Genomic DNA, 11,428 nt, shown 5'->3' on the forward strand with positions numbered 1-11,428 from the left:
GGCCAGACGCAGATTCAGATCGGCGGCCTCGAACAGGAGCCGGTGCAGGGTCCACTATAGTACGCCACGACCGTCTTCCCAGACCCCACAGGCACCCAGCCGCCTCCCGCCGCCCCGGCGAAGGCCTCGTCCGAGAGGTCCTTCAACTGTTCTGGGATCACCAATGTAATAACGTGCGCGGTGTTCTCCACCGCCAGAACCCGGACGCCCTCGGGCACCTCAATGCCCTCGGCCTTGAGCGTCCCCACCGGGTCGGCCAAGAGGCGCTGCTTGAAGGCATCGTCGGCCCAACACTTGGCGATGAGTTGCTGATACTGTTTGGCGTGGTCGTTCATGGTCCGGTCCCCTTGGCGATAGGATGGCAATGGGTAACCCGCGTGCCGTCCATCCCGACTGCGGCCCGCTGGGAAACTCCCTGGCGCACCACACTCGCGAGCGCGTGGATACTTAGCTCGGCGCACTCCACTCCGATCAGCCCGTCGGTACCGACGACCAGTTCTCACATATACGGCTGCCCAGATGATGTTGTAGGGGCGGATTTGATCGCAAGTGCCCTTGGCGTTCAAGTCCGTCCTGGGCTCAGTCCTGGTAGCCATGGTAGTCCTGGTAGTCCTGGCAGTCGGGATGTCTTGCGCCATGCTGGTGAATTTCCTATTTCATATCAGTGTCTCCCATCAGGGCGAGTGTGCGCTTGCTGGCGCCCGCCCGCAGACGCCCCGCTTTCAGGACGACCGCGGGGCCGCCTGGAGGCGGCGGCGCACGGGCATCGGACGGCCCGGCCTAGCCGTCGGCGAGGTCCTGGAGGACTTGCGCTCGGCCGGGGTGATGGACCGCCCGGCCCGGTTGGTTGCCCGATTTGAGAAATACACCCTGAGTTTGCTGATAGACTATCCAGGCTGGGCGGTGCAGTTCGCTGCCATGCCGACGATGGATGCCCGGGCGCTGCTCGATCTGGACCGGGATGAGGAGGCGTTTGAGGCGGCGATGGCGACACTCTCGGGGGCGGCGATCCGTCACCTGGCCGACCGGGTCGATACCCAGGAGCAGTCAAAGCTGGGCAATTTCTGTTAAGTTTCAATCATTGATGCGAGGACCCGGGAATCATGAGTATGCTATCGAGTAAGAGCGCCGGTGTACTGATCCTGATGCTCAATGGCCGGCTGGATACCAACAGCGCGCCTGAGGCCGATCGACAGATCGGTGATGCAATCGATCAGGGTGAGACGCGGGTGCTGGTGGATTTTTCCAAGACCGATTATATCTCCAGCGCCGGATTGCGAATTCTGCTCAAGGCCACCAAACGGCTCAAGCAAGCCGGCGGCGCCTTTGCCCTGTGCAACGCCAACGAGCAGATCCATGAAGTGCTGGAGATGAGCGGCTTCGTGACCATCATGTCCTGTTATGGGAGCGTCGAGGAGGCCCTGCAGGCCATGAACAAATAACTGGCCTCAATCGTTGTGCCGGCCACTGCGATGATCCAGCAATATGTTCATTGATAAGAGTCGTGTTAAGCGGGCCACTCATGCGTGGCGCCGAGTGGCCCCCTTTGCCACCCTCGCCGTGGTACTCATGGCCGTGGTCGGGTTGGCGTTCGCGCAATCCGTAGCGCCTGTTGGGCTCCCGCCGGCTCCCGCGGCGTCTGGCGCCCCGCCAGTTGTCGTCCGATTGGCGCTGCAGTGGCAGCCACAGAGCCAGTTTGCAGGCTATTACCTGGCGCGCGACCAGGGTTGGTACCGGGCGGCCGGACTGGACCTGAGTCTGGTACATGCGAGCGTCGCCCAATCCTCCGTTGATTTGCTGCGCACGGGTGCGGCGGATCTGGTCACACTCTTTCTTACCGATGCGATCATTGCGGCGGCGCCACCAGCCAACCGATCTACGCAACCGCAAATCGTTCAAGTGATGCAAGTGGTACAACGCTCCAATCTCATGCTCTTGGCCTGGAAGGATATGGGCGTCAGGCAGGCCAAGGAGCTTGACGGGCAGCGAGTCAGCTATTGGCAGGGGGCTTTCGCCGCCGCATTCCAGGCATTCTTTTCCATCAACGGGGTCAGTCCCAAGCCGATACCCCAGTATCAGTCGGTCAATCTCTTCCTGGCGCGAGGCGTGGCTGCTTGCGCGGCCATGGAATACAACGAGTACCACCGGATCTGGCAGGCCGGAATTGACGCCGGGCGCATCACCGCCTTCCGAATGCGCGACTTTGGTCTCGGCTTTCCCGAGGACGGTCTCTATACCACGTCATCCTGGGCCAGCCGCAACCCCGAACTCGTACGGGCCGTGCGCGGGGCGACCCTGGCCGGCTGGGTCTATGCCCGTGACCACCCGGAGGAGGCGCTCGACGCAGTCTTGGCCGAAGCCCGCCGAGCCGGCGTGGCCGCCAACCGACCCCACGAGCGTTGGATGCTCCGCCACATCCTCGATTCCATCTTTGTTCCCGGGTCCTTGCCCGCGGCGGTTGGCCGCCTCGACCAGCGTGCATTCGCGAGTACGGCGCAGACACTGCGGTCTGCTGGGCTGTTGGAACAGGCGCCCGAGTTCACTGCCTTTGCGCCATTTCAAGCAGAGGAGGCGCCATGACAGAACGATCGGGCAATAGCGATGCGTTCGTCCCGCGGCACAGCATCCGTACCCGCCTGCTCCTGTGGACCGTTGGTGTCACGGGACTGCTGCTGATGGCCGTCGTCGGGTGGAATTACCTGGGCATGCGCGAGCGGCTGGAAACGGAGGCGATGAACCGGGCGGCGTTCCTGGCCGAGGGGGCTGCCGACAAGATCGATGCCAAGCTGGGTCTATTGCAGGGTCTCGTCCAAGGGATGGCTCTCACACTGCAGGCGCAGGCGTTGGATGTACCGTTCGCCCAGGTACGGGCGCTGCAGGACGCCGCCCTGCGCGATTATCCGGAGGTCTACGGTACCGCGGTGACCCTGCTGCCTGCCATGCGCCCCGCAACCTGGCCGGATTCCGCGCCGTACGCCTATCGTAACCAGGGTTCGTTGGCATACCAGAATCTGGACGAGGGGAATCACTCGCAGCTCGGTGAGGACTGGTTCGCCCTTCCCAGATATCTGGATCGGGGGGTGTGGAGCGAGCCTTACCGCTGGACGAATGGCGTCAAGATGGTGACCTACTCCATGCCGATCCGCATCCAGACGCCGACCGGAGCGGTGTTCGCAGGCGTCGTCACCTGTGATATCGGCCTCGATTGGCTGGACCGCGCCCTGGCGATCTTGCCGGTAGGCAAGAATGGATACGGCGCGTTGCTGACCCGTAATGGTACCTTCATTTCACACCCGGTGAAGGACGTCGCCCTTAATGAAAGCATCTTCAGTATCGCCGAGGCGCGTAATAGCGACTCGCTGCGAGCGGTCGGCCTGCGCATGGTGTCAGGTAGTCCCGGGATGATTCCATGGTTGAGTTGGGCCACTGCAGATGCCTCCTGGCTCGCCTGGCAACCGCTCAAGACGGCCGACTGGACGATGGCGACCGTGATCTCACAGGCCCAACTGCGGACCGACATCCTGCGCCTGAGTCAGAGCCAGGCATTGGTAGGGGCGGGCGGGTTGGTGCTGCTCGTGCTTGCGGTCTGGCTGCTTGCCCTGTCGATCACGCGTCCGGTGGAGGCGTTGAGTGCGGCGGCGGCCACCTTGGCGTCGGGAGATCTTGAGGCCGCGCTACCCAGGCCGCGGGGGACCGATGAGATCGCGCAACTGACTGCTGCCTTCGGCGCGATGCGTGACAACCTGAAACACCACATTGCGGACCTGGCGGCAACCACCGCCGCCCGCGAGCGCATGCACAGCGAGTTGCGAATTGCCCATGACATCCAGATGGACTTGATGCCTAAGACCTTTCCCATCTTGCCAGCACGCGCGGACCTGGATCTCTTTGCGCGTATGGAGCCGGCCCGCGAGGTGGGTGGGGATTTTTATGATTTCTTCTTCCTGGATCAGGACCGGCTGGTGGTCGCGATTGGCGACGTCTCCGGCAAGGGCATCCCGGCCGCGCTGTTCATGGCGGTTACGCGCTCTTTTTTCCGCTCGTCATTCAAGATCGACGCTGATCCCGGGCGGGCCTTGGCCCGGGTGAGCGATGACCTGTCGGAGGGGAACGATTCCTGTATGTTCGTGACCCTATTCTGCGCGGTGGTTCGCCTCAGCGATGGTACAGTCGACTTCGCCAATGCGGGCCATAACGCGCCATTGCTGGTGCGTTTAGACGGACGGATGGAATGGATCGCGAACCCCCACGGGGCCGCGGCGGCCATTATGCCGGGGGCTGTGTATGAGACCGGCCATTTGACCTTGGCCGCGGGTGACGCCCTGTTGCTGTATACCGACGGCGTGACCGAGGCCATGAACCCTGAGCATCGGCTGTACGGTGAAAAGCGGCTGGCATCCCGGATGGAGGGGGCGCCCGCGCTCAATTGCGAGGATTGTGTCGGCGTACTGGCCGGGGATATCCGCGCCCACGCCGCCGGGGCGGAGCAATCCGACGACATCACCATGCTGATGTTGAGACGCGTGGTGACCAGTGCCCCGGCGGCCCCTCCGGATGGCGAAGGCTGTCTGCGGCTGGACATCGCCAATCACCAGGAGGGCCTGGCGAATGCGCTCGACCAGTTGGATGGATTCCTCGCGACCGCCGCCCCCCCCAGGCACTGCCCTATGTTGCCCGACTGGTGCTCGAGGAATTGGTCACCAACACGATCAAATATGGTTATTCAGACGATGACGTGCATAACATCCGCGTAGTCTTGCGGATCGGACCACCCGCCACGATGGTCATTGAGGATGACGGTCAGCCGTTCAACCCGCTGCTCGATGCGCCAGCGCCCGATCTGGGGGCCGCGACCGAAGAGCGTCCGATCGGGGGCCTGGGCCTGCACATGGTGAAGAAGATGACCCGCTCACTGACCTACCGGCGCGAGGGCGGGCGCAACCGCGTCGATGTCGTGTTGGGCTGAGGGTCAAGTCGGCCTTGGTGCATTGCTTCAACCCTTGCCGCCATTATCGAACGCCGAAGTTCACGCCGGCGCTCCCATTCGTGTTCGTTGTCGCTGTCGTAATTCGGATACGACAACGACAACGACAAGAAGCGGTGGCGAAATCTATTTCTTACCGCACTGTTGACCGAGGTGGACGCTGTCCCAATCCTGCCGAAGGAGTGCCAGGATCTCACGCGCCCGGTCGGAGTGGAGCTGGATCTGATCGAAATCCGGTGGGCACAGGAGCTTCTGCATGAGCAGCCCGTCCGTATCGAACCAGCGCGGCAGTGGACCACCCAGAAAATAACCCTCTTGGCGCAGATGCTCCACCCCCGCCCCGACACAGGGCTGGGCCAGGTTCAGCCAGACCTGGAAGACCCAGACCCCGCGCGCCGTCGCCTCCTGCTCTAGCGCCGTGAGGCGTTCGATGAAATCGCCACCGGCATGGGCCACCGCGATCCGGGCGACCCTGGCGAAATCGAACAGGGTCATGGTGATCGCCGATGGCGAGGCGGTCGGCAAGGGTTCATCGGCCGTCGCCAGTTCCCGCGGTTCGTCGAGCGGCTGATAGAGAAAGCGCAGTTCCTTTTCATAGACCGGCGGCAGGAATATCCGGTGCGGCTTCGGGCGATAGGAACGGAAGATCAAGAGGGCCGCGACCCGTCCGGTGGCACTCTGTTCCTGGGTATAGGCCTCGGCGGGCATCAGGGCGATTTCCAGGGCCATTTCGACGAATCGGAGTCCCGCCACAGCCTTCTGCATATAGGGATGATTGCACACCGGCTCGCCGAAGACCTCATGGATGTCCGGCTGCTGGGGCACCCATTCCTCGCAGATGAATTCCAGCAGTCGCTTGGTGAGGCCGAGGTTGCGGCAGTCCTTGCGGACCAGTCCGGCCCCGGCCTCGTAGACACAGGGGTCGGGGGCCGACCGGTACAGGTGCTCCACGCCCACGATCTCACCGGATTGACGGACGGTGATCGAATAATAGTCGCCGGCGGCATTGGCGCGCGCGATGGCGGCGGGGTCATAGAACAGCTTGATGGGATAGCCTTCGCCATAGACATCGCGAAACAGCGCGGTGATTCCCTCACCATCGCCTTCGCGAAACAGGCTGATTTCAAGGCCGGTGCCGCTGTCGGAGCGGTTGGTGTTATCGATTGCCATCGTGCTCCCGTTCAATAATCAAGCGAGTACAGAATAACGAAAATCCTGCTACCGTTCCCAGTCGTGATCCTTGTCGGTGTTGCAGAGGACAGCGATTACGACCACGACCACGACAACGAACAGATACGGTCGCGAAATCTCCGGCGTGCTGTACTAGACCAGTTCCGACAACCGCAACAGGAGATTCCCGGCCACCGTCCGCCGGTACTCGGCATCGGCGCGGCCATCGACAATGGGCGAGACGGCCTGCTGGGCCTTGGCTGCGGCCTCGCGCAGCAGGGGCAGCGACAGGTGCCGCCCGATCAGGCACCGCTCGGCCTCGGGGCAGACCATGACGGTGGGTCCGACACTGCCCCAGGCGAGCGCCGCCCGTTCGGTTACGCCGCTGCCATTGACCTGCAACAGCGCCGCCAGACTGACTACCGAGCAGGCCAGCGCGTTGCGCAGCCCGACCTTTTCGAAGTGCTGCACAGTCCAGCCTGAGGGTTTGGGCACCCAGACGGAGCCGAGGATGGCGCCCGGTGGCAGCGCGGTCTGTCCCGGCCCGGTGATGAATTGGCGCAGTGGCATGCGGTGCGACTCGGCCGGGGTGAGCAGTTCCACCTCGGCATTCAGGGCGTAGAGTGGCGGTAGGGTATCACCGGCCGGCGATGCCGTGCAGAGATTGCCGCCCAGGGTTCCCATGTTCCGGACCAGGGGCGAACCCAATACCCGTAAGGCCGCGACCAGCACCGGCACCTGGGTCTGCACCAGCGCCTCGGCCAGCAGCTCGGTATGGGTGCAGGCCGCGCCGAGACGCAGCCATTCGCCCCGTTCCTCCACGCCCCGCAATTCGTCGATCCGCTCCAGATGGATCAGCGCTGGGGGCGCGAGCAGACCGGCACGGCGTTTGACCAGCAGGTCGGTGCCCCCGGCATAGACCATGGCACCGGGGGCCTGCGCCAGCGCGGCCCAAAGGTCCGACAAGGAGTGCGGGGTGAAGACCGGGATCATGACGGCGCCTCCGCGCGCAGGACGCGGGCCGCTGCCTCCACCGCATCGATGATCATGTGATAGCCGGTGCAGCGGCAAAGGTTGCCGCTCAAACCCTCGAGGATCAGCGCCCGGCTGGGCGCCGGGTCGCGCCGCAACAGCTCGACCACGGCCAGGATCATGCCGGGGCTGCAAAAGCCGCACTGGACCGCGCCGCAGTCGATGAAGGCCTGTTGGACCAGGTGCAGTTGCCCCGCGGGCGCCAGCCCCTCGATGGTGGTGACCTCGCGCCCCGCCAGTTGCGCCGCGAGCAACAGGCAGCTTAGGCGCGTCGCGCCGTCCACCAGGATGGTGCAGGCACCGCACTCGCCGACACCGCAGCCCTCCTTGACTCCGGTCAACCCCAGGTCCTCGCGCAACAGGTCCACGGCCCGCCGATCGGGGGCGACCTCCAGTTCCCGGGTCTCGCCATTCACCGTCAGCCTGAGCCTCATGCGGCGTCTCCCCTGGACCCGGTGTGGGCCTCCAGGGCCGCCAGCACCCGCGGTGGTGTGAATGGGGCCTGATGCATCCGCACCTCCAGGGCCTGCTCGATGGCCCCGGCGATGGCCGGCAATGGCCCGTTGATACCGACCTCGCCGATGCCCTTGCTCCCGAAGGGTCCGGTCTCCTCGATGGTGGTGATCGCCAGCGCTTCGATCCGCGTGTGGGGGATGCGATAGGGACCGGCAGCGTGTTCCAGGGCCAGTTCCAAGACCTCGCCGCCGAGATGGGCATAGGCACCGGTGTCGTAATAGAGCCGGCACTCCAGTGCGTGCAGGCTCCCGTCGGCCTGCGCGCCCAGTCGGTAATGCAGTCGCGCCGCATGGCGCTTGTAGCCGGCGAGGATGCTTTCCTGTTCCTAAAATTCTGAGCAAAGTTGCTCAGTGATGAAGTTAGGATTTATCCGCACTTGGTTGATAGGCGTTGCGGCCTGCAACTCAAGCCTCTTGACGCTCAGTTGCGCCGGAGAACGTGACAGCAGCACCCGTCGGACTTCCCGGTGCGGCATGTACCGCTTGATCTCCGGGTCCGCGAGCCTTGCCAGCACGTTCAGAGCCGCGTTATGGTCTGCCTGCAGAACGTCCCCGGTGACCCGGTAAAACTTGTCGCCACGGCGCTTGCCTTCCAGCAAGCCAGTAGTCGAGTCCATTTGCGACGTGAAGGAACCATTGACGAGCACATGCTCGGCATCGCGCTGCTTACACACCGAGTCCAGGGCCTCGGCGAGCACGCCTTTTGCCCATGAACTCATGCGTCTGTTGTATCGCTTCCATTGCTGCTTCCTGGCAATGGGCGAGGTCAAATCTTCGGAGACCACCAGGGCCGCCTTATCCACGATGGAGTGCGCCGATTGATAGGCGATCGTGCGCAAGCGCTTCTTGGTGCGCACCCTTCTTGCTTCGAGCTTCTTGCGACCCAGGTTATTAGTGAGAATCCGGTCGGCCTTGGCCTGGTGGCCGCGCTTACGGTGCTTCTTTTCCAGCGCATGAAGCTGGTTGCGCTGCTGACCGGTCTTGGCACCCGTGTCGCTATATGCCGTCAGTACGGCACCGAAGGCCTGCCCATGCGCGGCGCCGTCGGAGTCCGTGAACGCTTCGGTATAGCCCTTGTCGATCCCAAGTGCCTGGTCCTCGTGCCGGCGTCCCTCATCCTTGTCGGTCGCGTAGTGGATTTCCGTGAAGCCGTCCTTCACGCACACACGGAGGTTACTGCCGGTCAGGTCGACGTTCTTGCCATTGGACGTCGTGACCAACTGGATGTCATCACCGTACTTCTTGGCCACGCGGATCGTGATAACCAGTTGACCGTCAACAACTTCAGACGAATGTTTATCGGAACGGACGATGAACTGGTTCGTCGTGTGACTGACGCCGTGCCGGAAGTGCTTGCGCATCTGGCGATGGAGGAAAAGGTCTTCCATCCACTGATCGGCCGTGAGTAGGGTGTAGAGCCGTTTCCGCTCGGCTGGGTCCGCGGTCCTGGCCGCGATAGCCTGTCGAACTTTGAGCTTCGCCGCCGCCTTGTATGTCAAAATATCGTTGACTACATCCTTGGTGGTTTCGTTACGCACGGTGCCGTCCACCCACAGGCCCGAATAGAGGTCTTGGGCGGTGATGGCCTTACGGATGTCGCTAGCGGACTTGCCGACGTTGCCCAGCGCCCCGTATCGTCGCCAAATATCGGCGCGCAGGTAGCCCATCGCCTGACAGATCGGCGTGAGTTCCGGCGGGACATCGGCTTGCAGGGTGCGCGTGACCTTCATTCGCAAAGCGCCTTGGGTTGTGTTGCGGCACAGTCGGGGAAATCGGCCTTGATTTCGTGCTTGTATTTGCGCAGTCCATACAGCCGGCAGGAGAAGGTGTGCACGATGGCCAGCAAATCCTCGACCATCTCCTGTTGCGGCGAGAGCGATTCCTGATTCACTACCACCACCTCGCAACCGTTATGCCTGGCGATGTGCTCGAACAGGTCGAACCCGAAGCGCATCAGCCGATCTTTATGGGCGACAAGCACTTGCCGGACCTCGCCGCGCCCGATTTGCTCCACCAGGGCGAGAAAGCGTTTGCGCTTGAAGTTCATCCCGCCGCCAATCTCGGTCATCCATTCATCCACGGCGATCCCAGCGCCCAGGCAGTAGGTCTCCATCGCCTTCACCTGAGAGGCCAAATCGTCCTTCTGACCGGCGCTCGACACGCGGCAGTACACCACCACCGCGCGCCGCTCCGGCACGCCGCCCGTCAGCAAGCGCACGTCCGCTTCGTCGAAATAGCGATGCCCGGACGGATGACGCTTGGCCACGAGCTTACCCTCGCGCTCCCAACGCCGGATCGTCGAGGGCGCTTTCCCGATCCGTTTCGCGAACTCGTTGATGCGGTAAGTTTTGCTCACGCGAGCAATTATAGATAATAATAAATAAGAATCAAACAACAGTTAACACCTCCTGGCCCGTCACCTTGGCGTGGGCGTCCACGCGCGGTACGGCCAACCCGATTTCCATCATCACGGTCGTGGGTCTCCCGGGGTCGGGCGAACGGCCAGCAGCAGGCCGAAGGCGAGGAGCAGGACCACGGCACCGCCGATAAAGAGACCGCCGATCGGCCCCCCGGCCGCCAGGAAGGCACCGCCCAGCCAGGGGCTCAGGAAAAACCCCGCATCCATCATAAAAAGCGCCAGGTTGGTGTTGACGCCGCGCAGGGCCGGCGGTGAGGCCATGAAGAGCGCCGAGTTCAGCAATGGCAGACTGACGCCGAGACAAAGCCCGTAGAAGACGGCCGACAGTGCGAGACCAGTGATGGAATCGGTCCGGGCCAGGGCGAAGAGGCATAGGGCCAGGCAGAGCGTGCTGATCCGAAGCACTGGCAACTTCGGAAACCGATCCAGGACCAGACTGCCCAAGAGTCGCGTCAGGATCAGTGTTGAAGTCGACAGGCCGAAAAAGAGCCCCACGTCGACGCCGCGGAACTGACCGGCAAAGTCCTTTATGAAATAGAATACTGAACTGTAGGCCAGATAGTAACCGAGATTGACCAGCAGCAGCAGGGGCACCTCCGGCCGTTGCAGGTCCTCCTTGAGTTCCCGCCGACTGGGTCTTTGAGTCAGGGTCCGGTCCATGCCCGCCACCACCGCGGCCAGCCTTCGGCGACCCGCCAGCAGCAACAGGATGGCCGGGATTGAGAGCAGTGAGACCCCGGCATAGATCTGCGCCGCGCTCGCGACCTGGGGCAGCAGCCATTCGGCCAGTGGCGGCATCAGTGCGTAAGGCAGGAGCGTGGTCAGGCTGAACAGGCTGAAGCCCTGGGCGCTCCGTCCTTCCGGGATCAACTGCACCATCAGTGTGATGCTGGCCGACACCAACAACACGAAGGTGGCCCCATGCAGGATGCGCAACAGGATCAGGCTCGGCACGCTCAGCGCCCATTGGTAGCTCAACAGGGTCATGACCAGCAGCAACAGCCCCGCCAGCAAGACCCGCGTCGCATTGGCTACACTGATCAGGGGAATCAACAGCAGGCGCAAGACGAAGGCGGTAAAGGGCTCCAGCCCCACCAGCAGCCCGCGCCATTCCGCCGGGATGCCGATCTGTCCGAGATAGCTGTAAAATCCGTAGAACACCGCGATGTTGCAAAAGGCAAAGAAAGAGATGCCCGATAGCAGGATGAATTCCGGGGACAGCAGTGATTGGGGGCGGGGCATGGGGGAAAGATGAGGGATAAGGGATGAGAGATAAGGGATGAATCGAGCCCGAGGCAAGTCGAAAGG

At 63.0% G+C, this 11,428-nt stretch carries 12 protein-coding genes and 1 pseudogene; 5 read left to right on the forward strand and 8 right to left on the reverse strand.

Going from position 1 to position 11,428, the window contains the following annotated elements:
* Nucleotides 1-14: 14 nt before the first annotated feature.
* Nucleotides 15-335: an NHLP leader peptide family RiPP precursor gene (locus tag THSYN_RS30625; RefSeq protein WP_100922858.1), complete on the reverse strand. Its 321-nt coding sequence runs from the start codon at nt 333-335 to the stop codon at nt 15-17.
* 214 nt (nt 336-549) lie between these two features.
* Here THSYN_RS30625 and THSYN_RS30630 point away from each other — a divergent pair, with 214 nt between their 5' ends.
* From THSYN_RS30630 to THSYN_RS30650, 5 genes are all read left to right on the forward strand, one after another.
* Nucleotides 550-1,071, forward strand: coding sequence for a hypothetical protein (locus THSYN_RS30630; protein WP_100922859.1), 522 nt, complete (start codon nt 550-552; stop codon nt 1,069-1,071).
* 32 nt (nt 1,072-1,103) lie between these two features.
* Nucleotides 1,104-1,442: an STAS domain-containing protein gene (locus tag THSYN_RS30635; protein ID WP_100922860.1), complete on the forward strand. Its 339-nt coding sequence runs from the start codon at nt 1,104-1,106 to the stop codon at nt 1,440-1,442.
* Nucleotides 1,443-1,665: 223 nt separating this feature from the next.
* Nucleotides 1,666-2,580, forward strand: a complete 915-nt coding sequence (locus THSYN_RS30640; RefSeq protein ID WP_236849012.1) for an ABC transporter substrate-binding protein — start codon at nt 1,666-1,668, stop codon at nt 2,578-2,580.
* A gap of 95 nt (nt 2,581-2,675) precedes the next feature.
* Complete coding sequence (locus tag THSYN_RS30645; protein ID WP_157818062.1) at nt 2,676-4,754, forward strand: SpoIIE family protein phosphatase; 2,079 nt, start codon at nt 2,676-2,678, stop codon at nt 4,752-4,754.
* On the forward strand, nt 4,682-4,966 hold the full coding sequence (locus THSYN_RS30650) for an ATP-binding protein (protein WP_236849013.1): 285 nt from the start codon (nt 4,682-4,684) through the stop codon (nt 4,964-4,966). The genes THSYN_RS30645 and THSYN_RS30650 overlap by 73 nt, the downstream gene beginning before the upstream one ends.
* 144 nt (nt 4,967-5,110) lie before the next feature.
* On the opposite strand, the gene THSYN_RS30655 is transcribed toward THSYN_RS30650, so the two are convergent.
* The 7 genes and pseudogenes from THSYN_RS30655 to THSYN_RS30685 form a co-directional block, all read right to left on the reverse strand.
* Nucleotides 5,111-6,154, reverse strand: a complete 1,044-nt coding sequence (locus THSYN_RS30655; RefSeq protein WP_100922862.1) for a GNAT family protein — start codon at nt 6,152-6,154, stop codon at nt 5,111-5,113.
* A 153-nt stretch (nt 6,155-6,307) separates the two neighbouring features.
* Nucleotides 6,308-7,147, reverse strand: coding sequence for an FAD binding domain-containing protein (locus tag THSYN_RS30660; protein ID WP_100922863.1), 840 nt, complete (start codon nt 7,145-7,147; stop codon nt 6,308-6,310).
* The gene (locus THSYN_RS30665; protein ID WP_100922864.1) at nt 7,144-7,620 is read right to left on the reverse strand and encodes a (2Fe-2S)-binding protein; all 477 of its coding nucleotides are present in this window, start codon (nt 7,618-7,620) and stop codon (nt 7,144-7,146) included. Before THSYN_RS30665 ends, THSYN_RS30660 begins: the two co-directional genes overlap by 4 nt.
* A 182-nt stretch (nt 7,621-7,802) precedes the next feature.
* Nucleotides 7,803-8,024, reverse strand: a pseudogene (locus tag THSYN_RS36475) (molybdopterin cofactor-binding domain-containing protein); the annotation flags it as partial.
* 3 nt (nt 8,025-8,027) lie between these two features.
* Nucleotides 8,028-9,431: a transposase gene (locus tag THSYN_RS30675; protein WP_100922865.1), complete on the reverse strand. Its 1,404-nt coding sequence runs from the start codon at nt 9,429-9,431 to the stop codon at nt 8,028-8,030.
* The gene (locus THSYN_RS30680; RefSeq protein WP_100922866.1) at nt 9,428-10,057 is read right to left on the reverse strand and encodes an IS607 family transposase; all 630 of its coding nucleotides are present in this window, start codon (nt 10,055-10,057) and stop codon (nt 9,428-9,430) included. The genes THSYN_RS30675 and THSYN_RS30680 overlap by 4 nt, the downstream gene beginning before the upstream one ends.
* 111 nt (nt 10,058-10,168) lie before the next feature.
* Nucleotides 10,169-11,362: an MFS transporter gene (locus THSYN_RS30685; RefSeq protein ID WP_100922867.1), complete on the reverse strand. Its 1,194-nt coding sequence runs from the start codon at nt 11,360-11,362 to the stop codon at nt 10,169-10,171.
* Between the last annotated feature and the right edge of the window lie 66 nt (nt 11,363-11,428).

The organism is Candidatus Thiodictyon syntrophicum, assembly GCF_002813775.1.
In the GTDB taxonomy this organism is placed as follows: domain Bacteria; phylum Pseudomonadota; class Gammaproteobacteria; order Chromatiales; family Chromatiaceae; genus Thiodictyon; species Thiodictyon syntrophicum.